Source organism: Microbacterium sp. SA39 (assembly GCF_000967865.1).
Classification (GTDB): Bacteria; Actinomycetota; Actinomycetes; order Actinomycetales; family Microbacteriaceae; genus Microbacterium.
Genome location: NZ_JXRU01000038.1, coordinates 279,661 through 304,300, shown reverse-complemented (window position 1 = coordinate 304,300; position 24,640 = coordinate 279,661). Strand labels below are relative to the sequence as shown.

21 protein-coding genes are annotated in these 24,640 nt (G+C 67.6%); 14 read left to right on the top strand and 7 right to left on the bottom strand.

All coding sequences use genetic code 11. From position 1 onward, the window contains the following. Window position 1: 1 nt before the first annotated feature. Entirely contained in the window at window positions 2-388 is a 387-nt protein-coding gene (locus RS85_RS16245; RefSeq protein ID WP_046014492.1) for an SHOCT domain-containing protein, read from the bottom strand. Window positions 389-674: 286 nt separating this feature from the next. On the opposite strand from RS85_RS16245, the gene RS85_RS16240 reads away from it, so the two are divergent. From RS85_RS16240 to RS85_RS16210, 7 genes are all read left to right on the top strand, one after another. Then, window positions 675-1,490 carry an AI-2E family transporter gene (locus tag RS85_RS16240; protein WP_052703599.1) on the top strand — a complete coding sequence of 272 codons (816 nt, stop codon included), beginning with the start codon at window positions 675-677 and terminating at the stop codon, window positions 1,488-1,490. A gap of 106 nt (window positions 1,491-1,596) precedes the next feature. Beyond that, on the top strand, window positions 1,597-3,294 hold the full coding sequence (locus RS85_RS16235) for a SulP family inorganic anion transporter (RefSeq protein ID WP_046014491.1): 1,698 nt from the start codon (window positions 1,597-1,599) through the stop codon (window positions 3,292-3,294). After that, on the top strand, window positions 3,287-3,721 hold the full coding sequence (locus RS85_RS16230) for a DUF6325 family protein (RefSeq protein WP_046014490.1): 435 nt from the start codon (window positions 3,287-3,289) through the stop codon (window positions 3,719-3,721). Before RS85_RS16235 ends, RS85_RS16230 begins: the two co-directional genes overlap by 8 nt. Window position 3,722: 1 nt before the next feature. After that, on the top strand, window positions 3,723-4,070 hold the full coding sequence (locus RS85_RS16225) for an SHOCT domain-containing protein (protein WP_046014489.1): 348 nt from the start codon (window positions 3,723-3,725) through the stop codon (window positions 4,068-4,070). 33 nt (window positions 4,071-4,103) lie between these two features. Continuing rightward, window positions 4,104-4,778, top strand: a complete 675-nt coding sequence (locus tag RS85_RS16220; RefSeq protein WP_046014488.1) for a GAP family protein — start codon at window positions 4,104-4,106, stop codon at window positions 4,776-4,778. A gap of 53 nt (window positions 4,779-4,831) precedes the next feature. Then, window positions 4,832-6,208 carry a hypothetical protein gene (locus RS85_RS16215; RefSeq protein ID WP_235282464.1) on the top strand — a complete coding sequence of 459 codons (1,377 nt, stop codon included), beginning with the start codon at window positions 4,832-4,834 and terminating at the stop codon, window positions 6,206-6,208. 4 nt (window positions 6,209-6,212) lie between these two features. Beyond that, entirely contained in the window at window positions 6,213-7,889 is a 1,677-nt protein-coding gene (locus tag RS85_RS16210) for a SulP family inorganic anion transporter (RefSeq protein WP_160298642.1), read from the top strand. 12 nt (window positions 7,890-7,901) lie between these two features. Here RS85_RS16210 and RS85_RS16205 read toward each other — a convergent pair whose 3' ends face one another. From RS85_RS16205 to RS85_RS16190, 4 genes are all read right to left on the bottom strand, one after another. After that, on the bottom strand, window positions 7,902-9,530 hold the full coding sequence (locus RS85_RS16205) for a SulP family inorganic anion transporter (RefSeq protein ID WP_046014487.1): 1,629 nt from the start codon (window positions 9,528-9,530) through the stop codon (window positions 7,902-7,904). After that, window positions 9,527-10,483, bottom strand: coding sequence for an HAD family hydrolase (locus RS85_RS16200; RefSeq protein WP_046014486.1), 957 nt, complete (start codon window positions 10,481-10,483; stop codon window positions 9,527-9,529). The genes RS85_RS16205 and RS85_RS16200 overlap by 4 nt, the downstream gene beginning before the upstream one ends. 12 nt (window positions 10,484-10,495) lie before the next feature. After that, complete coding sequence (locus RS85_RS16195) at window positions 10,496-12,844, bottom strand: arylsulfatase (RefSeq protein WP_046014485.1); 2,349 nt, start codon at window positions 12,842-12,844, stop codon at window positions 10,496-10,498. A gap of 92 nt (window positions 12,845-12,936) precedes the next feature. Next, window positions 12,937-13,659 (bottom strand): GAP family protein, encoded by a 723-nt coding sequence (locus tag RS85_RS16190; protein ID WP_046014484.1) that lies wholly within the window; start codon window positions 13,657-13,659, stop codon window positions 12,937-12,939. A 108-nt stretch (window positions 13,660-13,767) separates the two neighbouring features. Between RS85_RS16190 and RS85_RS16185 the strand changes: the two genes are divergently transcribed. The 4 genes from RS85_RS16185 (at window position 13,768) to RS85_RS16170 (ending at window position 18,646) form a co-directional block, all read left to right on the top strand. Beyond that, entirely contained in the window at window positions 13,768-15,462 is a 1,695-nt protein-coding gene (locus RS85_RS16185; RefSeq protein ID WP_046014483.1) for a long-chain-fatty-acid--CoA ligase, read from the top strand. Between the two features lie 148 nt (window positions 15,463-15,610). Then, window positions 15,611-16,102: a DUF1269 domain-containing protein gene (locus RS85_RS16180; protein ID WP_046014482.1), complete on the top strand. Its 492-nt coding sequence runs from the start codon at window positions 15,611-15,613 to the stop codon at window positions 16,100-16,102. Between the two features lie 63 nt (window positions 16,103-16,165). Then, a complete protein-coding gene (locus RS85_RS16175) occupies window positions 16,166-17,059 on the top strand; it encodes a formylglycine-generating enzyme family protein (protein ID WP_046014481.1) in 894 nt (297 codons plus the stop codon). 87 nt (window positions 17,060-17,146) lie between these two features. Continuing rightward, the gene (locus RS85_RS16170) at window positions 17,147-18,646 is read left to right on the top strand and encodes an arylsulfatase (RefSeq protein ID WP_046014480.1); all 1,500 of its coding nucleotides are present in this window, start codon (window positions 17,147-17,149) and stop codon (window positions 18,644-18,646) included. Between the two features lie 67 nt (window positions 18,647-18,713). Here the strand turns inward: RS85_RS16170 and RS85_RS16165 are convergent, their stop codons facing one another. Both RS85_RS16165 and RS85_RS16160 read right to left on the bottom strand, forming a co-directional pair. Next, window positions 18,714-19,532 (bottom strand): M56 family metallopeptidase, encoded by an 819-nt coding sequence (locus RS85_RS16165; protein ID WP_160298641.1) that lies wholly within the window; start codon window positions 19,530-19,532, stop codon window positions 18,714-18,716. Between the two features lie 9 nt (window positions 19,533-19,541). Further along, on the bottom strand, window positions 19,542-19,919 hold the full coding sequence (locus RS85_RS16160; RefSeq protein ID WP_046014479.1) for a BlaI/MecI/CopY family transcriptional regulator: 378 nt from the start codon (window positions 19,917-19,919) through the stop codon (window positions 19,542-19,544). Between the two features lie 116 nt (window positions 19,920-20,035). Between RS85_RS16160 and RS85_RS16155 the strand changes: the two genes are divergently transcribed. The 3 genes from RS85_RS16155 to RS85_RS16145 are packed head-to-tail and all read left to right on the top strand — an operon-like array spanning window position 20,036 to window position 24,607. Next, window positions 20,036-20,263 (top strand): heavy-metal-associated domain-containing protein, encoded by a 228-nt coding sequence (locus RS85_RS16155; RefSeq protein WP_235282463.1) that lies wholly within the window; start codon window positions 20,036-20,038, stop codon window positions 20,261-20,263. After that, complete coding sequence (locus RS85_RS16150; RefSeq protein ID WP_082087664.1) at window positions 20,256-22,349, top strand: cytochrome c oxidase assembly protein; 2,094 nt, start codon at window positions 20,256-20,258, stop codon at window positions 22,347-22,349. The genes RS85_RS16155 and RS85_RS16150 overlap by 8 nt, the downstream gene beginning before the upstream one ends. A 2-nt stretch (window positions 22,350-22,351) precedes the next feature. Further along, window positions 22,352-24,607 (top strand): heavy metal translocating P-type ATPase, encoded by a 2,256-nt coding sequence (locus tag RS85_RS16145; RefSeq protein ID WP_046014478.1) that lies wholly within the window; start codon window positions 22,352-22,354, stop codon window positions 24,605-24,607. The last annotated feature ends 33 nt before the right edge of the window (window positions 24,608-24,640 follow it).

Genomic DNA, 24,640 nt, shown 5'->3' with positions numbered 1-24,640 from the left:
CTCAGCGCAGGGCCAGTGCCTTGATACCGGCGAATTCCTCTTCCGTGATCGTTCCGGCGTCGCGGAGCTTCGCGGCCTTCTCGATCTCATCGGTCGGACTGGAGCCTGCGACGCTGCGGATGTAGGAATCGGCCGCGTGCTGCTGCTCGCGGTAGACCGAGGCGTTCCGCTCGGCCATGCCCCCGCCGCGCGCGATGAGGTAGACGAGCGCCGTGAGGAAGGGCACGAAGATCAGGAAGATGATCCAGATCGCCTTCACCCACCCGTTCATGGCGTGGTCTCGGAACAGGTCCGCGACGATGTTGAAGAGCACCATCAGGTACGAGACGAACACGAAGACCCAGAAGAACCACCAGATGATGTCCCAGAAGCTTTCCCATATGGACATTCGGACCCCTTTCATAGAGTTACTGCCTGCCGTGATGATGACAGCGACCGTCGGCGCGCGTGCGGCCCGCTCACCCCTAACGGGCGAGCAGCTCCCGCATCGTACGAGCGGCCGGTCCTAGCGTTCACGGTGTGAAAGCATCGAGACCCCGCCAGAGCGTGAGCGAGGTCGATCCTCCGCATCGCTGGCCGCTGCAGCGCGTGCTCCCGGCGCGACCCCTGCTCTCCGGGTTCAGCGTTGCGCTCGGGGTGACCCTCGCCCTCGCCCTCGCGGCGACGATCGCCGGGTGGTCGTGCCGGCGACCGTTCGTCAGGTCGTCGCGGCGATCGATGCGGCGCCCGAGACCATCGAGGCGATGCAGCAGAGCGACTGGTACCACTCACTGGAGGAGACGCTGGGCGTGGACCTCTCGGCCGTCGTCGCGGACGGCATCCACTCGCTGACCACGCTCTCGTCGTTCCTCGCCATCTCGGGCGGGGTCCTCCGGGTCGGCTTCGGAGTGATCGGCGCGGTCTCGAGCTTCGTCATGGTCGTCGTGCTCACCCTGTACTTCGTCTCGTCTCTGCAGAGCATCAAGAGTGCACTCGCGAGCCTCGTCCCGCGGTACCGGCGTGAGACTTTCACCCGGCTGCTCGACGAGATCACCGGGTCGGTCGGGGGAGTGGTGGCCGGAGGAGTCACACTGTCGCTGATCAACGCGCTCGTCGTCCTCGTGCTCCAACTGGCTGTCGGCTCGACGGTGCCCGCGGTCCTGGCGATCGTCGCGTTCTTCATCACGCTCGTGCCGATGATCGGGTCGCTCGTGTTCCTCATCGTCGGTACGGTGGCGACGGTGTTCGTCAGCCCGATCGCCGCGGTGGTGTTCGCGATCGCGTATCTGGTCTACATCCAGGTCGAGCCGTACGTCGTCACCCCGCGGATCATGGGACGCGCAGCGTCCGTCCCCGGTGTCCTCGTCATCATCGGGGCCATGGTCGGCGCCACGCTCATGGGACTGCTCGGAGCACTGGTCGCCATCCCGATAACGGCGTCGATCCTGATCATCATCCGGCAGGTGTGGGTCCCGCGACAGAATCAGCGGACGCAGAATCCGGGGGAATGAGATGCGCTCACCCCGTTGGGGTGAGCGGGGAGATCACCGCCAGAGTCGCGATGCGAGCATGAGGACACATCGCCCGGCCCGGTGGCGACGGCACGGAGGTGACGAGGTGCAGAGACCACTGGTCGGGGTGACGCGCAAGAACCTCGTGCGCGAACTGCTCGCCGGGGTCACTCTCCTCGCGATCGCCATCCCGCTCAACATCGGCTACGCGCAGATCGCCGGTCTGCCCGCGACGGCAGGACTCTACGCACTGGTGATCCCGACGATCGTGTACGCGCTCGTCGTGTCGTCACGCCAGCTGGTCGCCTCACCGGATGCCGCGGCCGCCGCTCTCGTCGCCTCATCGATCGGGGGACTGGCCGCGGCCGGCTCCGAGGACTACGCGACGATGGCGCTCGCGCAGGCCATCATCTGCGGTGTCATGTTCGTGCTCCTCGCCGTCTTCAAGCTCGGTTTCCTCGCGAACTTCCTCTCCAAGCCGATCCTGATCGGGTTCGTCGGCGGCCTCGCCCTCGACATCCTCGTCTCCCAGATCGCCAAGATGCTCGGAGTCAAGATCGACTCCGGCGGCGAGTTCATCGAGAAGGTGAGCGATCTCCTCAGCGGACTCGGGACAGCCGGGGTGTGGTCGATCGTCATCTCCGCGGCATCCGTCCTCGTGCTGCTGCTCGGCAAGCGATTCCTCGTCATGGTCCCGTGGGCGCTCGTGGTGATGGTGGTCGCGACCGTGGTGGTCGTGACTGCCGGGCTGCAAGCGAAGGGCGTGGCGGTGCTCGGCGAGGTGCCGGCGGGGGCGCCGTCCTTCACGTGGCCGATGCTCGAGTGGCAGACCTGGCTGCTCTTGGTCCCTTCGGCCATGGCCCTCACCCTCGTCACCACCGCGGAAGGGCTGCTCGTCTCGCGCTCCTACGGAGAGAAGAATCATTACAGCACCGAGCCGAACCGCGACCTGCTCGCCTTCGGCGTCGCGAACATCGCAGCGGGGGCGCAGGGCAGTTTCGCCGTGGGCTCGTCGACCAGCCGCACCGCGGCGATGGACCAGGCCGGGTCCCGTACTCAGCTGCCGTCGCTCGTCCTGGCTGTGGGCACCCTGCTGCTCCTGCTGTTCGGAACGGAACTGCTCGCGGGGATCCCTTCGCCGGCCATCGGCGCCATCGTCGGCGTCGCGATCCTTCCACTCCTCGGCTTCCGCGAGTTCGGGATGCTGTGGCGGGTCGACCGGTTCGAGTTCGCCATCGGTGCGGTCTGCTTCCTGGTGACCCTGCTCGTCGGATCGATCCCCGGCATCCTGGTCGCCTTCGTGCTCGCACTGATCAACCTCGCGAAGCGCGCATCCGCGCCGGCCATCGATGTCCTGGCGAGCGATGACAATCCTGCCGACTCGCTGCTCGGCCGAGCGCCGGCAGGGTCCGTGACCGCACCGGGCATCGTCGTGGTACGAATGGCGGCGCCCCTGTTCTTCGCGAACGGCAACATCTTCGCCCAAGCGGTGCGCGGCGCGGTCACCGGCCCCGGCCGCGGCACCGTGCGCCACGTCGTGATCGACATGGAGGCCATCACGGATGCCGACGTCACGGCCGCCGAGTCGTTCGCCGGCCTCGTCGACTGGCTCGATGCTCAGGGCGTCGGATTGGCTTTCAGTCGGCTCCGCCCGGAGGCGCGGGAACGACTGGAGAGGCTCGGCGTCCTCGGCGACCAGCCGGTCTTCGCCACCAACCGATCCGCGGTCGAAGAGCTGAGCGCGCTGCGACCCCAGCCGAGCGGACCACCCTCCCACCGAGAGAAAGGGCAACTCCATGAATGACTTCCGTTTCGGGCCCGCCGAGTTCTACCTCGTCGGGTTCGAAGGAGCGCGACCGGATCCGTCGACATTCCGCGCGCTGACCGACCTCATAGAGAGCGGGGTGGTCCGCCTTCTCGACTTCGTCGTCGTCGCGAAGTCGGCCGACGGCGTGGTCGAGGTTCTCGAACTCGAAGGGTACGACGGAGCGCTCGGACTGAACGATTTCGAGCCGCTCGCATCCGGTCTCGCCGGCGAGGAGGACGTCGAGGAACTCGCCAGCGTGATCCCGCCGGGGCAATCCGCTGCGATCGTCGTCCTCGAGCTCACTTATGCGCGGACCCTCGCGCAGAACCTCGCCGCGGCGGGCGGACAGGTGCTCCGCAGCGAGCGCGTACCCGCCCCCGTCGTGAACGCCATGATGGACATCCTCGATCAGGAAGGTGAATGACATGCCATTCAGGAGATTCGGCCGACCGGGCTTGATCGGACTCGCCGCCAGGACGGCGGTGGTGGCTGGGACAGCCGGCGCCGTGCACGGCGCCATGACCCGCAGCCAGGAGCAGAAGTCGCAGGGCCTCTACGAGCAGCAGCAGTACGAGGCCGCCCAGCAGCAGGCGCAGATCGATGCCGCCGCGCAGAACGCGGCGGCGCAGTACGCGCCCACGGCCCCTGCACCGGCGAGTCCGGCGGTAGGGGACGATCTGATCGCGAAGCTGCAGCAGCTCGCCGCGCTCAAGGACTCCGGCGTGCTGTCCGAGGCGGAGTTCGCTGCGGCCAAACAGAAGCTGCTGAGCTAGGAGCATCGCTGTGCCGAAGACGGAGGCGTAGACGTGGGACCGGTGATCGGGCAGCTGCTGCCGTTGGCACTCGGCATCGCCATCAGCCCGATACCGATCATCGCGGGCATCCTGATGCTGATGTCGCCGCGGGCGCGATCGACCGGTGTCGGCTTCCTGCTCGGGTGGCTCCTCGGCATCGCGGTCGTGGCGACGGTCTTCACGCTGTTGTCGTCGGTGCTGCCGGACGAGTCGGACGACACCGCGAAGCCGATACTCGGGGTGGTGCAGCTCGTGCTCGGCGCGCTGCTGCTGCTTCTGGCCCTGAAACAGTGGCGGGGTCGGCCGCGCGACGGGGCGACCCCCGCCATGCCGAAGTGGATGCAGCAGATCGACGGGATGTCGTTCGTCGCGGCTCTCGGGCTGGGGCTGCTGCTCTCCGGACCGAACCCGAAGAACCTGCTGCTCGGAGCGAGCGCTGGGATGACGCTCGGTGCGGCAGGGCTCGCGGCCGGAGAGGTCGCGCTGCTGATCGGCGTCTTCACGGTCCTGGCCGGGTCGACGGTGCTGGTACCCGTCGTGGGGTTCCTCTTCGCAGCCGAGAAGCTCCGCGCACCCCTGGACAGGCTGCGCGACTGGTTGCAGGCCGAGAACGCCGTCATCATGACGGTTCTGCTGCTGGTCCTGGGCGTGGTGGTCATCGGCAAGGGCCTCGCATCGTTCGGCTGAACGACGCCTTCGCCTGAACGACGCCACGACAACCGATCCGAGGAGAAGAGCGCATGGGTGAACTGGACGACCTGCGGGCGCGGGTCCTTCTGCTCGAGCAGGAGAACGAGAACCTCAAGACGCCGCGGCGGCGGCGCTCAGGGAGGAGCGTCGTCGCCGGGATCCTCTTGGTCCTGGCGCTGCTGATCGCGCCGATCGCCGCCATGGGGACCTGGGCGCGGCTGCAGCTCGTCGACGCCGATCGGTTCGTCGCCACGTTCGCACCTCTCGCCGAGGACCCGGACGTGCAGGACTTCGTCGCCGACCAGGTGGTCGTCGCCATCGAGGAGCAGGTCGACCTGACGGCCGTCGTCGGCGAGGTGTTCGACGGCCTCCGGTCGCTCGACCTGCCCCCGCGTGCGGATTCCGCCCTCACGCTGCTGCAGGCGCCGGCCGCGACCGGACTGGTCTCCCTGGTCGACGGCGTCGTGCACGATCTCGTCGCGTCGGAGCAGTTCGCCGATATCTGGGCGCAATCGCTGCGCTTCACGCATGAGCGCGCGGTGGCGATCATCCAGAACAACCCCGACACCGCGCTGCAACTCGCGGATGACGGGGTGCTGTCGATCGACCTCGGGGTCGTCGTCGAAAGGGTGAAGGCGGAGATGCTCGAGCGGGGCATCGGGTTCGCCGACCTCATCCCGGAGATCTACAGGTCCATCCCGATCGCGCAGGCGGACGCCCTGGCGCTCGTACGCACCGTCTACAACGTCGCCGTCGCCGCGGGATTCTGGCTGCCGTGGGTTGCTCTGGCGATGCTGATCGGCGGAGTGCTGCTCGCGCGGAACCGACTGCGTGCGCTGCTGTGGACGAGCGTCGGCTTCGCCGCCGTCTTCCTCCTCCTGGCCGCCGGCATGGGCGTCGGGCAGGGCTTCTTCGTCCGTGCGGTCAGTCCCTCGGTGATGACCGCCGCCGCGGCGGAGTCGATGTTCGATCAGCTCACCGCGTTCCTCAGCTCGACCATCGTCGCGTTGGCTCTGGTCGGCGTCATCGTCGCGGTCTGGGCCTGGTTCGCCGGCGCGAGCCGGCCCGCCGTCGCGGTGCGCGGTGTTCTCCGGAGCGGATTCACGTCGCTCAGGGAGGCGGGGGAGCGCCGGGGACTGACGACCGGGCGTTTCGGTCTGGCGGTCGACAGATTTCGCGGGCCGATCCTGATCGTAGGCATCGTCATCGCGGTGCTGATTCTGATGGCCACTCGTCCGGTGTCGTTCGCGTCGGTCACGGGGGTCACCGTGGGGCTGCTGATCCTTCTTCTCCTGATCGAGCTGCTGCGCCGGCCGGCTCCGACCGCTCTTTCGGCGGCGGACGAAGAGCCGATCGAGGGCGGTGCGCCGGACTCGGAGCCTGTCGACGCACGGACGGATGCCCTCGCCCGCTCGACTCCGGAGTGACCCCGTGCGTGAGAGATGGCTGCGGTACCGCCGCCGGTTCGGATCGCGGAGGACGATCGTCAAAGACCTGAGGGCGGGCATCGTCCTCGGCGTCGAAAGCGTGCCGGACGGACTCGCGGCCGGTCTGCTCGCAGGGGTCAACCCTCTGTACGGCCTCAACGCCTACATCGTCGGGACGCTGTTCGGAGCGGTCGCGACCGGCTCGGTCTTCATGACGGTGCAGGCCACCGGGGCGATGGCCGTGATCGTCGCGGATGTGCCCGAGATCCGCGGGCCGCAGGCCGCCGGGGCGATGGCCACCATGACGATCATGGCGGGCATCGCCATGCTCGCGCTGGGCCTCGCCGGACTCGGCCGTCTGGTCCGGTTCATACCCGCGGCGGTGCTCATCGGCTTCGTCAACGCGGTCGCGGTCAACATCGTGCTGAGCCAGTTGGAGAACCTGACCGGGTTCGCGAGCGCCTCGGGTAACCGCCTCACCCGGGCGGTGGACACGCTGTTGCATCTCGGGCAGGTGAGCTGGCTCTCGGTCCTGGTCGGCGCGGTGACGGTGCTGCTGATCCTGGTACTGGAGAGGACGAGGATCGGCGCGCTCTCGATGGTGGTGGGCATCGTCGTCGGCTCGTGCCTGGTGCTTCTGCTGCCGGAGGGCTCGGTGAGCACGATCTCGGATGTCGCCGAGGTCGAGCGGAGCATTCCGCAGCTGTCGCTGCCGGATTTCTCGCTGATTCTGGCGCTGCTCGTCCCCGCGCTCTCTCTCGCTCTGGTCGGCCTGGTCCAGGGAGCGGCGATCTCAGGATCGATCCCCAACCCCGACGGGAGGTATCCGAACGCCTCCGCCGACTTCCGCGGTCAGGGGATCGCGAACATCGCCACGGGTCTGCTGCAGGGCATGCCGGTGGGCGGCTCGATGTCGGCGACCGCGCTGTCACGGGCCGCAGGGGCGCGGAGCGCTTCCGCGAACCTCATCGCGGGGATAGTGATGGTGCTGATCGTGCTGCTCTTCGCGCCTCTCATCGGCTACATCGCGATGCCCGCGTTGGCAGGACTTCTGATCATCATCGGCGTGCGCACGTTCAAACCGGAGCAGATCGTGATGGTGCTGAAGACCGGTTCGGTGCAGATCGCGGTCTTCCTCGTGACCTTCGCCCTCACCCTGATCATCCCGCTGCAGTACGCGGTGCTCACCGGCGTCGGTCTCGCGGTGATCCTGCACATCGCGCGTCAGTCGAATCGTGTGCGCGTGAAGCGCTGGGTGTTCGAGCCGGGCGGCGGTCTGCCGTGGGAGACCGCGCCGCCCGCGCGGTTGGGGGCGGGCGAAACGGTGATCCTCACCCCGTACGGCAGCCTGTTCTTCGCATCCGCGGACTCGTTCCGTCAGCAGCTGCCGACGCCGGATGCCGATGCGTCGGACGCCTTCGTGATCGTGCGCCTGCGCGGGACGGATGAACTCGGTGTGACCTTCCTGACCATGCTGCGCACGTATGCGAAGGAGCTGCGTGCCGCCGGCGCGACGCTCATGGTCGCCGGGGTCGGACCACGGGTGTCGGCACAGCTCTCCGCGACAGGGGTGCGCGAGATCCTCGGCGAGGAGAACGTCTTCGTCGAGCGTCCGCGTCTCGGCGATGCCACGCTCGATGCGGTGGCGGAGGCCGCCCGGCGCACGACCGGCGAGGACTGACCGCCGGTCGCCTCAGAGCGGAGCGGCGAGAGCATCGGTGACGTGCGTGTGCACACGACCGGCGGAGATCAGCCCCTGATACCACTCCGTCTTCACCGCGACCGTGCTCGCCCGGTCCGGGAGAGCGGCGACGTGCAGAGCGATCCCCTTCGCCGCGAGCTCGCGATCGAGGTCGGCGAGCATGTCGAGCACGGTGATGGTGACGATCTCCAACCGCCGCGCGTCCAGCACCACCGCGCGAACGGGGTCGGCGCGGGTCGTCGTGAGCTCGATGATCGCCCGCTCGTTCGCGAGCGCGTTGGCGGTGTACAGGCCGCGGAGCAGGCGGATCGCGATCCGTCCCTCCCGCTCGGCGACGACTTCGAGGCGCGGGACGTTGATCTCGCGGAGAACGAGGACGAGGGTCACGGCCACTCCCGCGGCGACCGCGATGAGCAGACCGCCGGTCAGCCCGATCGCCGCGACCATGAGCGCGATCCAGAAGTCCATCGGACTGATGTGCGCCCAGCGGATGAGCTGAGGGATGTCGATGAGGCCCGCGACGGCGACGAAGACCATCGCGGCGAGGGTCGCCTGGGGGAGGAGCGAGACGATGGGGCCCAGCAGAGCGGCGGTCAGCACGGCGAGACCGACCGTGACCAGAGTGGCGAGCTGGGTGCGCGCGCCGGCGCTCTGGTTGACGGCGCTCTGGGAGAAGCCGCCGGCCGCGGGAAGTGCCGTGAAGAAGGTTCCTGCGAGGTTCGCCGCGCCGACGGCCAGCAGCTCCTGATCGGCGTCGATCTGCGGTTCGGAAACACGACGGATCCCGCGGGCCACCGCAGCGGTCTCCAAGAAGACCATCACGGCGATGGCGAGCGCGCCGGGAAGCAGTGCCCCGAGCTGTGTGAGGTCGGGGAGACCGAGCGTCGGCAGTCCCGACGGCACCGGATCGATCAGCTCCACACCCGCATCGTCTATGTTCGCCAGCCCGACCAGGACGATGCCGAGCACGACCACCACGAGGGTGCCCGGGATCTTCGGAGCGAACCGCTTGAGCAGCACGATGATGAGGATCGAACAGGCGGACAGAGCCACGGTCGGCCCGTTCGCACTGCTGAATGCCGCGACGGCGGCGTTCAGGGATCGGAAAAAGCCCTCGCCGGAGGGATTCGCGTCCTCGCCGAGCAGCTTCGGCAGCTGGCCGACCGCGACCGTACCGCCGACGCCGATCTTCACCCCGAGCACGGTCGCCGCGCTGATGTTCTCGACCAGTGAGCCCAGCCGCAGCAGCCGGGCGAGGAGCAGAATGACCCCGACGAGCATCGCGAGCGTCATCACCGTGCGCTCCGGATCGATCGTCCCCGTCGCCAGGCTCGCGGTGACGAGCGTCGTGGCCGTGAGAGTGGCGATCGTGGAGGTGGTCGACACGCTCATGGCTCGCGAACCCCCGAGCAGGGCGTAGACGAGCATCGGGACGATACAGGTGTACAGGCCGACCTGCACCGGGAGGTCGGCGATCGTGGCGTACGCCATGGCCTGGGGCACGACGACGGCGCCGGCCGCGAGACCGGCGATGATGTCGGCGGAGAGCCACGCCCGCCGGTATCCGACCAGGCTCGGAAGGATCCAGCGCGTGCGCGGCGCTGCGGGCGGTGCAGTCACGGCCCCTCAGCGCTCGACGGCGGCGAGGAGGGGAACACCGTCTCCCAGTCGTCGCGCACGCTCACCACCGTGTACTCATTCTCGGAAGCCGCGGCGAGTGCCTTCTCGGCCCCGGCGTCGTACGGGGCGTCGCCGCGAGCATCGTCGTCGTGATGGACCAGCAGGGCGAAGCCCTGGCGCGGTCCGCGGCGCGCGAAGTCCAGCATCGGCATGTCGCCGTTGGAATTGCCGGCGGCGAAGAGCGGTCTCCGGCCGATCCGGCTCCAGATCCGCACCGGCTTCTCCGGCCCGTCGTCGAAGAACGCGAGCGATGGGGCGTACCGGACGACCGCGTTCTCCGCGTCGTAGCTGAGGCCGAAAGCGGAACCGATCACGCGCTCCGGAGGGATGCCGTAGTTGCCCTGCGTCATCGGCCGCATGAAGTCGCGCTCGCCACCGGAGACGATGTAGCACGTGAAGCCGTTCTGCTCGAGGTACCGGAGGAGCTCCACCATGGGCTGGTAGACCGCCTCGGAGTACGGCCGACCCGAAGTCGGGTGCTTGGCGCTTCCGAAGAATTCCGTGACGGATTCCGCGTAGCTCTCCACGCTCACGCCGTCGGTGAGTCCGCCGAGCGCCTGCAGGATGATGTTCAGATCGGAGTCGTCGCCGCGGTAGTGCTTGTCGATCGCCGTGCCGAGCCACGCCAGGTCACCGCTCGTCGCGGCACGGTACGGCTGTCGTTCGGCGAGTTCGGGCGCGAGCTCGGCGGCCGCTCGCCACTGCTGCACGACATAGTGCAGCTGCGTCGGCATCGGCTTCTCCGCCCACAGCGTGCCGTCGTTGTCGAAGACCGCGATCCGATCTTCTTCCGCCACGGCATCCGGTCCAACGATGACGGAGGCGACGAAGCCCTCGATCGCTCGGCGGGTGGACGTGTCCCGCCATGACGGTAGGGCGGTGGAGTCATTCATGCGATATCTCCTTCAATCACGGGACATTGCAGCGGCGAGGTGGGCCTCGAGGTCGACGTACGCGTCGTCGGCGATGTCGAAGACGACTTTCCGGATCTCCCCTCCGGTGAACGCGAATCGAGAGCCGGCATAGTCGGCGGCCACGGCGTCACCGGAGTCGTAGCCGATGCAGAGTCCCTCCCCGCAGAGCGAGAAATGACCGAGCACGGTGCGGATCTCGGTCTCGGCGACCTGCTGGTCGTCGATGAAGAGCTTCAGCGGTCCGATTCCTTCGCGGTATTCGCCCGACCGCTCCTTGGTGAAATCCACTCCGATGACGTGCGGCCCGGAGGTCGGAGCGGGAGCCACGACGCGATAGATCGGCGGGATGCCGAGGAAGTTGTACACGTACACGACCTGGCCGTCCTTGAGGAAGAGCGCATGACCGCCGAACCGCGAGCCGTGGGCGAAGATCACTCCTTCGCTCTCGGGGGTCAGGTCGACTTCGGCGAGCACGCGGTAGGAGACGCCGTGCGTGTTCGCTGCCGAACGCTCGGGGACCTCGGACGTGCCGGGGTAGTAGGTGTACTGGCCGGATTCGGGGACGGGCACGTGAAACTCCATCTTGATGAAGGTCTCGAAGTCCTTCACGTTGCCGATGATCTGCAGGTCGTTCAGCGGGAGGACGTCGTTCTTCTTGGCCTCCTCGAGCCAGAGCGCCTTCAGCTCCTCCAGCTTCTCCGGATGCTCGGCGGCGAGATCATGCGCTTCTGCGCGGTCGACATCCGTGTGGAACAGCTGCCAGACGTCGTTCTCGAAGCCGCTCATCCCTGCCATCGGTCCGTGCTCGGCGACGGCCTTCCACCCCTCGTGCCAGATCCCGCGGCTGCCCAGCATCTCGTAGTACTGCGTGTGCTTCGTGGTCGGAGCATCCGCCGCATCGAAGGACGATCGCATCGAGACCCCGTCGAGCGGCCGCTGTTCCACCCCGTTGTACTGGTCCGGCAGCTCCACCCCGCAGACATCGAGGATCGTCGCGACGATGTCGGTCGAGTGATGGTACTGCTCGCGCACCTCGCCCTGGGACGCGATGCCCGCAGGCCAGGAGATGACGAGCGGGTCGCACACGCCGCCCTGATAGGTGTACCGCTTGAACATGCGGTACGGGGTCGAGAACGCCGCCGCCCATCCGGTCGGGTAGTGGTTGTAGGTGTCAGGGCTGCCGAGCTTGTCGACGAGGCGGAGGTTGTCGGCCTCGTCGTCGGGGTAGCCTCCGAAGATCTTGCCCTCGTTCACCGAGCCGTTCGGCGATCCCTCACCGGAGGCTCCGTTGTCGGCGGCGTAGATGATGAGCGTGTTCTCGAGCTGACCCGACTCCTCCAGGTAGTCGACGATGCGGCCGACCTGGGCGTCGGTGTATTCGGAGAAACCGGCATAGACCTCTGCCATCCGGCAGAACATCGCCTTCTCTTCGTCGCTCAGCTCGGCCCACGGACGCACGTAGTCGGTCTGGGTGTAGGTGCCTTCGGGCATGGGGTTGAGCGGCGTGAGCTCGGTGCCCTCCGGGAGGATGCCCTTCTCGATCATGCGGTCCAGCACCCATTCGCGGTAGACCTCGTAGCCGTCGTCGAACATCCCTTTGTACTTGGCGATGTACTCCTCCGGCGCGTGATGCGGAGCGTGGTTCGCACCGGGGCAGAACCAGAGATACCAGGGCTTCTCCGGCTCGGTCTGCTTCACGTCGCGGATCATCTTGAGTGCTTGATCGGCGAGGTCCTTCGAGAGGTGGTAGCCGTCCTCCGGCAGGTACGGCTGGTCGATGTAGTGGTTGTCCTCGGCGAGCGACGGGTACCAGTTGTTGGTCTCTCCGCCCACGAAGCCGTAGAAGCGGTCGTAGCCCTGGGCGAGGGGCCAGTTCTTCTTCGACGCGCCTGCGGTCCACTCGTCGATCGGGACGTTGTGGTTCTTGCCCACCCAGAACGTCGCCCAGCCGGCGTCCCGCAGCAGATGTGCCATCGTGACGTTCTCGGGAGGGATGTGGGAGTTGTAGCCCGGGAATCCGGTCGACGACTCGGAGATCGTCGCGAATCCATTGCTGTGGTGGTTGCGACCGGTCAGCAAAGTCGACCGCGTGGGGGAGCAGAGCGCAGTGGTGTGCCACTGCGAATACGTGAGTCCGCGATCGGCCAGTCGCTGCATGGTCGGCATCTGCACGCGACCTCCATACGGCGACCACGCGGCCTGGCCGGTGTCGTCGTAGAGCACGACGAGCACGTTGGGTGAGCCCTGCGGCGCCTGCTCCGGCAGGAACGCATCCCAGTCCGAGACCGAGTCCCTGACGTCGAGCTCGATCTTTCCGTTGAACTTCTTCCGGTCCGCCATGGTGTCCCACCTTCTCTCGATGGGGCCAATGCTCGCGTGCGCGTGGCGCTCGCGGTGATTCGGGGTCACCCGGGGCGGGTGAGGGACCAGGCTCAGTAGGCGAGCAGCGCCGAAATCGCCTTCTGCAGCTGCAGCACGGCGATCACCAGCACGAGGATCGCATTGAGCAGGCTCGTGTGGCCGGCGATCCAGGTGCGGATCCCCTCGAGGGCAGGCGTGGCCGCATCGCCCTTGATGAGAACCAACAGCACCGGGATGCCGATCGGCAGGATGCCGATCAAGCCGAAGACGAGGAGAGCGATCGCGTTGGCCGTCGGGTCGAGTTCGGCGAGGCGCACGTCGAGCGCCGCGAGGATCGCGCACGAGAGGTCGACGGGGTTGAGGAGGAGGATGCCGACTCCGAGGGCGAGCGAACGTCCTGCGGTGAAGGTGGACACGGAGTGCAGCCATCCCGGAAGCTGCGGCGCCGCCTCGGTGACGTCCGACGGTGACGACGCGGACGCCATGGCCTTCTTCCGCGCACCCCCTCGACGGTAGATCCACACCGCACCCAGCAGCAGACCGATGCCGAGCACCAGCCGCAGGATGGGCACCCACAGGGGCGGGGCGTGCCGCTCGTGCACCTCGAAGAATCCGAGAATGGCGAAGCTTCCCCCGAGCCCGACCGCGACGCCGATCGTCCAGCCCAGGAAGAACATCACACCGTTGACGCGCGCCTGTCGCGAAAGCAGAACGGCGACGAGCGCCATGATCGCGAGCGGACTCATCACGATCCCGAGCGACAGCGGCAGCAGTGACAGCACCAGTTCGGCCATGTCCCGTCCTCCTCACGCCACACGCTAGCCGCGCCCCCGCGGGCGGGGTCCGGCGGCTCACCCGGGAGGGGTGATCACCCGGCATTCAATCCGCGGCAGGATGGAGGCATGGCCGCCAACCCGTACGAATCCCGCCCGTGGCTCCGCTCCTACGCGGAGGGCGTCCCCTCCGACATCGAGACGCCGACGCAGACGCTCACCGAGATGATGTCAGCGAGCGTCACGACCTACCGCCGTCACCCCGCCCTCGAGTTCTTCGGCGCGGTGACGACGTACGAACAGCTCGGCGAGCAGATCGAGCGCGCAGCAGAGGGACTCCGACGCCTCGGCGTCGGCCCGGGGGACCGGGTGGCCCTCGTGCTCCCCAACTGCCCGCAGCATGTCGTGGCCTTCTACGCCGTGCTGCGCCTCGGCGCCATCGTGATCGAGCACAATCCGCTCTACACGGCGCGCGAGCTGCGGCATCAGTTCGAGGATCACGGCGCCCGGGTCGCCATCGTCTGGGACAAGATGGTCGACACGATCGCCGACCTCCCGTCGGATCTGCGCCTCGCGCACATCGTGAGCGTCGACCTCATCGCCGCGATGCCGCTGAGCAAGCGGATGCTGCTGCGCCTGCCTGTGCCGAAGGCCCGCGCGTCGCGCGCCAAGCTGACCGGCACTCCGAAGGCGCGCCATGCCCTGGCCTGGAAGAAGCTGCTCGATCATCGCCGCATCTCGCGCCGCGTCGCGGGACCCGCGCTGACCGACACCGCGCTGCTGCAGTACACCAGCGGCACCACCGGTGAGCCGAAGGGAGCGATCCTCACGCACGCGAACCTGCGCGCCAACGCGATGCAGGGCCGGGCGTGGGTGCCGGGGCTCGTCGACGGCGAGGAGACGTTCTACGGCGTGCTCCCGCTGTTCCATGCCTACGGTATGACGCTCTGCCTCACCTTCGCGATGAGCATCGGCGCGAAGCTCGTCCTGTTCCCGACCTTCGACCTCGGCCTCGTGACGGATGCCGCGCGCACCAGTCCGCCAACCTTCCTCCCTGCTGTCCCGCCGATCTACGACCAGCTCGCGCGCGCGGCATCCCGCGGGACGATCGATCTCTCGAGCATCCGATTCGCCATCTCGGGGGCGATGAGCCTTCCGGTGGCGACCGTGCAGCGCTGGGAGGAGGCGACAGGAGGGCTGCTCGTCGAGGGCTACGGCATGACCGAGAGCTCTCCGGTGGCCCTCGGGAATCCGATCGGACCCTCACGTCGCCCAGGGACGGTCGGGGTTCCCTTCCCCAGCACCGAGATCCGGGTCGTCGATCCGGCGGATCCCGCGGTCGACATGCCGTTGGGGGAACGCGGCGAACTGCTGATCCGAGGTCCACAGGTCTTCCAGGGGTACTGGCAGCGGCCCGCCGACACCGCCGCCGCGCTCCTCCCGGGCGGCTGGCTCCGCACCGGCGACATCGCCGAGGTCTCGGCCGACGGATTCGTCACCATCGTCGACCGGATCAAGGAACTCATCATCACCGGTGGCTTCAACGTGTCGCCCAGCGAGGTCGAGGAAGCACTCGAGGCCCACCCAGACGTCGTCGCCGCGGCCGTGGTCGGTCTGCCACGCGACAACGGAGGCGAGGAGGTCGCGGCAGCCGTCGTCCTCCGCGAGGGCGCGAAGCTCGATGCCGCCGCGCTGCGCGACTTCTGCCGCACCAGGCTCACGCCGTACAAGGTGCCCAAGCGGGTCGTCGTGGTCGACGATCTTCCCCGCTCGCTCATCGGCAAGGTGCTGCGCCGTCAGGTGCGGGAGCAGCTTCTCTCCTGACGACCTCCGGCCGAAGCCGGTCACCCGTTACGGGTGACCACGCTCCCCTCGGCGCTCTCCGCCCGGTCCAGACTGAAGCCATTGTCCACGTCGGTCGCAGGCCTCGTCGAGGTCGGACGACCACAGCCCGAAGAGATGGAGACTCCCCATGTCCGATCTGATCGTCATCGCCTACGACAACGAAGCCCAGGCGGAAGCCGCATTCAACGAAGTCCAGTCTCTGCAGAACGACCTGGTCGTGGAACTCGCCGGCCTCGCACTCGTCAAGGTCGACGGGGAAGGGAAGACCCACGTCGAGTATCCGGGAACCGTGGGCAAGGTCGGAGCCGGTGCCGCCGGAGGCGCGCTGTTCGGCACGCTCATCGGCATCCTCTTCTTCATCCCGCTCGCGGGCCTGATCTTCGGTGGCCTCTTCGGTGCATTGTTCGCAGGCCTCGACAAGAGCGGATTGGACGCCCAGTTCCGCGATCGCGTGAAGAGCACGGTGACGGCCGGTAAGTCCGCGGTGGTCATCTACGCCACGAAGCTCACCGAAGACAAGTTCGCTGCCGCACTCGCTCCATACGAGGGCACCGTGGTGCAGACCTCGCTGTCCGAAGAGGACGAGAAGGCGCTCATCCACGACCTCGACGCCAAGTAGGCGACCATCGCCGGCAGGCCGAGCCCGGACACTACGCTGGGGCTCGTGACGACTTCGCGCGACATGGTCCGCATTCCCGGCGGCACGTTCCGGATGGGCTCCGACGACTTCTATCCGGATGAGCGCCCGGCGCATGAGCGCGACGTCGCGTCGTTCTTCATCGATCGCTACGAGGTCACGAACCAGCAGTACGCCGAGTTCGTCGACGCGACCGGATACGTCACCGTCGCCGAACGTGCGCTCGATCCGACCGCGTTCCCGGGTGCGGACCCCGCCGACCTCGTACCCGGATCGATGGTGTTCACGCCGACGGCCGGCCCGACGGACCTCCGCAACTGGCGCAACTGGTGGCGCTGGCAGCCGGGGGCCTTCTGGCGTCGGCCCTTCGGCCCCGACTCCTCGATCGACGAACGGATGCAGCATCCCGTCGTGCACATCGCCTTTGAGGATGCCGTCGCCTACGCCGACTGGGTGGGGATGCGCCTGCCCACCGAGGCCGAGCACGAGTACGCCGCACGCGGCGGGCTGGAGGGGGCGTCGTACGCCTGGGGCGATGAGACCTACCCGGGCGGCGTGGCCCAGGCGAACTCGTGGCTGGGGCGCTTCCCTTACGACAACCAAGGCGTGGGCGACTCCGCTCCGGTCGGGTCATACCCTCCGAACGGCTTCGGGCTGTACGACATGATCGCCAACGTCTGGGAGTGGACGAGCGACTTCTACACCCCGCGGCACGTGCGGCTGTCAGATAAGCCCGTCGATGCGGGAAAGCGGATGAACCTCCTGGCGATGGCCAGCGCGCAGGAGGGCTTCCCCGACATCCCGCGCCGCGTGCTCAAAGGCGGATCGCATCTCTGCTCGCCGGACTACTGCCTTCGGTTCCGGCCCGCCGCGCGCTCGCCGCAGGCCGAGGACACCGGCATGTCGCACATCGGGTTCCGCCTCACCCGTTCCGTGTGAGGCGCCCCTGGGTTTCCGGCGGGACCGCTGTTTGGCTGAGCACTGCGAGCAGGTGCCCGCGCTCACCGATCGGACCAAGGAGCAGCCATGGCTGAAAAACCCAACATCCTCATCATCTGGGGCGATGACATCGGCATCTCGAACCTGAGCACGTATTCCGACGGGCTCATGGGCTATCGCACACCGAACATCGACCGTATCGCCGACGAGGGTGTGAAGTTCACCGATTACTACGGAGAGCAGAGCTGCACGGCCGGCCGCGCCGCCTTCATCACCGGGCAGAACCCGTACCGCACGGGACTGACCAAGGTTGGGATGCCGGGGGCGCCTCTCGGCCTTCAGCCCGAGGATCCGACCATCGCCGACGCCCTCAAGCACCATGGCTACGCCACGGGGCAGTTCGGGAAGAACCACCTCGGCGACCGCGACGAGCATCTCCCGACCGCGCACGGTTTCGACGAGTTCTTCGGGAACCTCTATCACCTCAACGCCGAGGAGGAGCCCGAGCTCCCCGATTATCCGACCGACGAGGAGTTCCCCGGCTTCAGCGAGAAGTTCCGTCCTCGCGGTGTCATCCATTCCTGGGCGAACGATGACGGCACGCAACGCATCGAAGACACGGGTCCGCTGACGAAGAGGCGGATGGAGACGGTCGACGAGGAGTTCCGCGACGCCGCCTCCGACTTCATCCGCAAGCAGGCTGACGACGACACCCCGTTCTTCCTGTGGTTCAACTCGACGCACATGCACTTCCGCACGCACACGAAAGAGGAGAGCAAAGGCCGCGCCGGACGCTGGCAGTCCCCGTACCACGACACCATGCTCGATCACGACGACGTCGTGGGGAGTCTGCTGGATCTCCTCGACGAGCTGGGACTGGCCGAGAACACGATCGTCATGTACTCGACCGACAACGGCCCGCACATGAACAGCTGGCCGGATGCCGGCATGACCCCGTTCCGCAACGAGAAGAACTCCAACTGGGAGGGGGCGTACCGCGTCCCCGCGATGGTCCGGTGGCCTGGGCATATTCCTGCGGGGAAGACACTCAACGGCATCGTGAGCCACAACGACTGGTTCGTGACCCTGCTCGCGGCGGTGGGCGACGACGACATCGCGGACCGGTTGAAGGCGGGCGGAGAGCTGCACGGCACCGACTTCCACGTGCAGCTCGACGGGCACAATCAGCTCGACTACATCACCGGTGCGGTCGAGGAGAGTCCTCGTCGGCACTTCTTCTACGTCTCGGACGACGGAGACCTGACGGCGCTGCGCTTCGACCATTGGAAGCTGGTGTTCCTCGAGCAGCGGGCCGCCGGGACTCTGCAGGTGTGGCAGGAGCCGTATATCGAGCTGCGGTTCCCGAAGCTGTTCAACCTGCGCACCGACCCGTACGAGCGGGCCGATATCACGTCGAACACGTACTGGGACTGGGTGCTCGATCACATCTTCCTCTTCGTGCCGGCACAGGCGTACGTCGCGCGGATGCTGCAGTCGCTCACGGAGTTCCCGCAGCGACAGGAGTCGGCGTCGTTCACGATCAACCAGGTCATGAAGAAGCTGCAGTCCACGGCGGGTAATTCCTGAGGGCGGCACCCGGACAGACGTACTGACAGGATCCGACGGCTGGACGAGTGCCGCGGCCGATCGACGGCTATCGGATCCGCTGCGCGTCGGCGGCGGCGAGCGGACGGAGCGCGTGAGGCAGGCGGCGTCGGCGTGAGATCGGCCACTTCTTGTCGCTCAGTCGTTCCGCGCGGATGGCAAGGGATACGTCGCCGGTTTGCGAGGAGAGGCGCGCGAGGGCGTTGGCGAGGTGCGTGGGCCCGACCTGGCGGGCGGCAGCGTCGTCGGCGGCGAGCTCGATGAGCAGCCTGGTGGCGCGCTTCAATGCGCGGCCGGCAGGCAGGAATGGCAGGCACGTGGCGTTCAGGTCTGCGATGCGCAGCGCGGCGCCGTGGTGCTGGCGAAGGTGGGCGTACTCGTGGGCGATGACGGCCGCGAACTCGGACTGCGAGAGGCAGGAGCGCAACGTCGATGAGTAGAAGATCTCCGGGTGCGCTCCCGGAAGCGAGTACGCATGCGGAACGGGGTCATCGAAGCGCACGAGCGTGAAGCCGTCGCGTTCCTCGCGGGATACGGCTAGGTCGCTGCGGAAGCGTCGACCGGGCGTGGACGATGCGGCCGTGAGGATGAACCCGACGGCCGCCCCCACGAGGCCGAGGAGCAGCCATGCGGTGATGGACAGTATCGCCGCCTCGCCGGCCTCGGAATACGGGGTGGAGATGGTCGCGAGGAAGATCGTCGATGCGACGGCTGCCACAGCGAGGCCGAGGCCCGCACCGAGGGCCGCGTACCAGAGAGTCAGGGCGGTTCTCGGATGCAGGAGTTGCCACGGCCGGAGCGTGAGCACGGCGGGTGCCCCGATGGCGAGGACCAGCGCGAGAGCGCCGAGCACTGTGGGAAGGAGCATCACCATCACTCAGCCGCGCTTGCGACTCGACCGGAGTGCGGAACGGAGCAGGTCGATGTCTTCGTCCGCGAGGTTGCCGGCGAAAGCGAGCAGCGCTTCGCGACGGTCTGACGCGTGGTCGAGCGCTGACATCATGGAGGTGCCGGCGTGGTCGCCCCCGGACTGCGCCGCGAGGAACTTGATCTTGCGCGGCGAGTCGCCGATGCGGACGACATGCCCCTTCTGCTCCAACCGAGACAGGATGGTCATCAGCGTCGTGTAGGCCGGAACGTGACCGGTGAACAGGGCCTGCAGGCTCTTGGCGCTCATCGGCTCCTCGCTTGCCCACAGAAGTCGGAGCACTTCCCCTTCGAGCTCACCGCGGTCACGCGTTCGCGTCGTCGTCATGCGTCCTCCTTCTTCCGCAATGCTATCCGCCGGAAGACCGGTCGAGACCGAACCGGGATCCGGTAATACTACGACATGTAGACTACAAGGGTTCATTTCGCGAGGAGGAGGCTACGGTGGCGCGCACGGAACTGTTGGTGAACGGGATGACCTGTTCGCACTGCGAACACGCGGTCCGCGCTGAGATCCTCACTCTCGATGGTGTCACCGGCGTGACCGTGGACTCGACCTCGGGCGAAGTGAGCGTCGAGCACGAGATGCCCTTGGCTGCGGAAGCCCTCTCGGCCGCGGTGGAAGAGGCGGGATACGAAGTGCGTTCCTCCGCTGCAGCCCGGGATGCCTGACTACACGTCTGGCGACGTCTCTCCGGTCGCCGCGGCTCGGCGAACAGGATCCGTCCGCTCCTCGGCGTGGGTTGTCGCGGTCGCACTCGCGGCGCTGCTGATCACACCGGCTGTGGCCGTGACGGTCGCCCTCGGTCCGGAACCGTACGACAAGCTCTTCCAGGGCTACCCCGGAGTCGACGTCGGAGTTCTGACGTCGGTGTTCAATGCCACCGCGGACCTCGCCGGAGTGGTCACCGTCGGCGCACTCGTCGCCATCCTCTTCCTGCGCGACGTGCCCACGAGACAGGCGAGAGTGGTCGACAGCGCCTGGGAGGTGCAGCTGCTCCAGTGGGCCTCCGGCACCTGGATGGTGAGCGCATTCGGCATGGCGGCGATGGAATGCTTCGATGCGTCCGGCAGCCCGCTCGCCCGCGGACTCGAGCCCGGCGCCATCGCATTCCTCTTCGAGGCGAGCTACGCACCGCTCGCGTGGACGGTGACCGCCCTCGGCGCCACGGTGACGTTCCTGACGAGCATGTTCGTCATCCGCTGGACCGGCCTGCTCATCCCGCTCTGGTGCTCCGTCGTCGGGCTGCTGGCCCCCGTCGTCACGGGACAGGTTCTCGTCGGCCCGGACCACGACTTCGGCGGCGACTCCGCCGCCCTCCAAACCCTGGCTGTCGCCGTGCTCGGGGGAACCTGGCTCGTCAGTGCCGTCCGCGTCGGGCTGCGCCGGATGCCGGAGCCGGAGTTCATCCGTCGACACCTGCGCATCGCGTTCGTCGCGCTCCCCGTCATCGCCGTGACGGATGCGATCATCACGGTGTTCAAGCTGGCGGGCACATCTCTCACGGCATCCGTCACCGGGTGGCTCATCATGGGCCGCTGGGTCTTCTTCGCGCTGCTGGTCGTCGCGACAGTGGTCGTCGCTCGCCGCTGGAAGAGCGCGACTCTTCGCGCGGAGCACGTCGTGACCGCCTCCGCGCTGGGCGCGTTCGGCACGGTCGGCTGGATCGCGCTCACCGTCGCGATGACGCGCCAGCCGCCGCCGCAGTACTTCGTGCCGACGAGCATCGAGCAGGTCTTCATGGGGTTCGAGGTGCCCGACCCGCCCTCGCTCGCCGTGCTGTTCGGGCAGTGGCGTCCGAACATCCTGTTCCTCGTCCTCGCCGCCGTGGGCATCACCGCGTACCTCGTCGCGTTGTCGGTCCTGCGTCGTCGCGGTGACGCGTGGCCGGCGGGGCGGACGGCATCCTGGATCCTGGGATGGGTCATCGTCGTCGTCGCGACCAGCTCGGGGTTCGGCAAGTACTCGGCGGCGGATTTCGGCATCCACATGATCGTGCACATGAGCCTCAACATGCTCGCTCCGGGGCTCCTCGTCCTCGGCGGCGTGCTGACGCTGATGCTGCGCGCGTCGCGCAGCATGCGGAACGAACCATCCCGGCTGCACGACTGGATCACCTGGGTGATGCACTGGGGCGTCCTCACCCGCCTGTACAACCCGCTCATCGTCTTCGTCGTCTTCATCGGCTCGTACTACGGGCTCTACCTGACCCCGATCTTCGGCGACTTCATGCGCTTCCACTGGGCGCATCAGCTGATGAACCTGCACTTCCTCATCGTCGGGTATCTGTACTACAGCCTCATCGTCGGCGTCGACCGTGCACCCAACCCCCTGCCTCACATCGGCAAGCTCGGCTACGTGCTCGCGGCGATGCCGTTCCACGCCTTCTTCGGGGTCATCCTCATGACCCGCGGAGTCATCATCGCCGAGGACTTCTACACCTACCTCGGCATCCCCTGGGCGAACCTCGAAGCACAGCAGTACCTCGGCGGGGGAGTCGCGTGGGCGGGTGGCGAGATACCGCTGCTCATCGTCATCGTCGCGCTCTGCATCCAATGGGCCCGGCAGGATGCGAAAGACGCCAAACGGGCGGACCGTCACTTCGACACCGGACGCGACGCCGAGTACGACGTCTACAACGAGATGCTCCAGCGCCTGGCCGACCGAGACGCGCGAGCCCCTGCGCCGAAGGCCACCCGCGATTCCTCGACCGAAACGGAGCGCGACACGCTCTCGCTCGACCGAAAGGACAGCTGATCATGGCGTCCACCGCCCCGGCTCTCGACATCACGGAGACCATCGAGCTGGACGTGTCCGGCATGACCTGCGCCGCCTGCGCCGGTCGAGTCGAGCGTGCCCTGAACAAGCTCGACGGAGTGACCGCGACCGTCAACTACGCCACCGAACGAGCCGTGGTCATGGACGCATCCGCTGACCCCGCCCGGCTCATCGCCCAGGTCGAGAAGGCCGGGTACGGCGCCCACGTCCGTGAAGGCGCCGACGACACCTGGTCCTCGCGCGCGACGGAGGTGAAGATCACCTCCCTGAGGCGCAGGCTCATCGTCTCCGCGCTGCTGACCGTGCCGCTCATGGACATCACGCTCGTTCTCGCGCTCGTGCCCGCATGGCGATTCCCGGGATGGGAACTGCTCTGCGTCCTCCTCGCGATCCCTGTCGTGATCTGGGCGGCATGGCCCTTCCACAAGGCGACCTTCCGCAACCTGCGCCACGGCGGAGTCAGCATGGACACGCTCGTGTCCATCGGCATCCTCGCTTCGTTCGGCTGGGCGGTCGCGACGCTCGTTTTCGGGTTCGGAGGAAGTTCGGAAGCCGGGTACTGGCTCGGATTCGGTGCGACTCCTGCCGGCGCTGATGCGATCTACCTCGACGTCGCCGCCGGAACGACGACCTTCCAGCTCGCGGGCCGCTACTTCGAGACACGCTCCCGACGGAAAGCCGGTGACGTGCTCGGCGCACTCAATGCCCTGGCCGCCGACGACGTGCGCATCTCCCGGGGCGGTACCGAGACCGTGGTGCCCATCGGTGAGCTCCGCGTCGGTGACACCATCGTCGTTCTTCCCGGAGAGAGCATCCCGGCCGACGGCATCGTGCAGGCGGGAAGCGCGGCGGTCGACACGAGCATGATGACAGGCGAGCCGGCGCCGACGGATGTCGCGCCCGGAGACCGGGTGCTGGGCGGCACGGTGAGCGCCGACGGGCGCCTCGAGATCATCGCCGAATCGGTGGGCGCGAACACGCAGCTCGCCCAGATGGCTGCGATGACCGAGCGGGCCCAGGCGCGAAAGGCCAAGGTCCAGACCCTCGTCGACCGCATCGTGACCTGGTTCGTCCCCGTCGTCATCGCCCTCGCCATCATCGTCGGCCTCGGATGGTGGTGGGCGGGTGCCCCGGGTGAGCGTGCCTTCGGCATCGCGATCTCCGTCCTCATCATCGCCTGCCCCTGTGCGCTGGGACTGGCGACGCCCACCGCGCTCATGGTCGGCATCGGGCGCGCCGCGACGCTCGGCATCCTCATCAAGGGCCTCGACGCCCTCGAGGCCTCCAGCGGCATCACCACCGTCGTCCTCGACAAGACCGGGACGCTGACCAGCGCGGACATGCGAGTGCAGACCGTCGACGCAGAGATCGAGGAACACCGGCTCTGGGCGTTCGCGGCAGCGGCCGAGGTCGGGTCCCAGCATCCCATCGCCGATGCCATCCGCGTCTCGGCCATGACCCACGTCACGGATCTTCCTCAGGCAGACGACTACCGCACCATCCCCGGGCTGGGAATCACCTGCCGCATCGACGGTCGGATCGTCGCCGTCGGCAACGCGGCACTCATGGCGCACGTCGGCGCGAACGGTGAGGCGATGACTCAGCGTATTCAGGAGGGTGCGGCCGAGCTCGGGCACACGCCGGTCCTGGTCGCCGTCGATGCGACCGTCGTCGGAGGCTTCACCCTCTCCGACGAGATCCGTCCGGAGGCAGCGGATGCTGTGCGCGCTCTCCACGATCAGGGACTCAAGACCGTGCTGCTCACGGGGGACTCGCCTGCGGCCGGTCGGCGCGTCGCGGAGCAGCTCGGCATCACCACGGTGCACGCCGGGATCGTCCCGTCGCAGAAGGCCGAGGTCATCGCCTCGATCCAGCAGGGTGGCGAGAAGGTCGCCATGGTCGGCGACGGCATCAACGACGCCGTCGCCCTCGCGACAGCCGACCTCGGGCTCGCCGTGGTCAGCGGCACAGACATCGCGTTGAAGGCGGCAGACATCATCCTCGTGCGCGAAGACCTGATGGTCGTCCCTGACGCCATGCGCATCGCACGCAAGACCCTCTCGACGATCCGCATCAATCTGTTCTGGGCGTTCGGGTACAACGTCGCCGCGATCCCCATCGCCGCCGCGGGACTCCTCAACCCGCTCATCGCGGCCGCGGCCATGAGCCTGTCTTCGGTGCTCGTCGTCTACAACAGCCTCCGTATCCAGAAGCTGTCGGGCAGTCGTCGTCGCTGAGCTCTCGCCTCTCCTCTCTCAGCCGCACCGGGG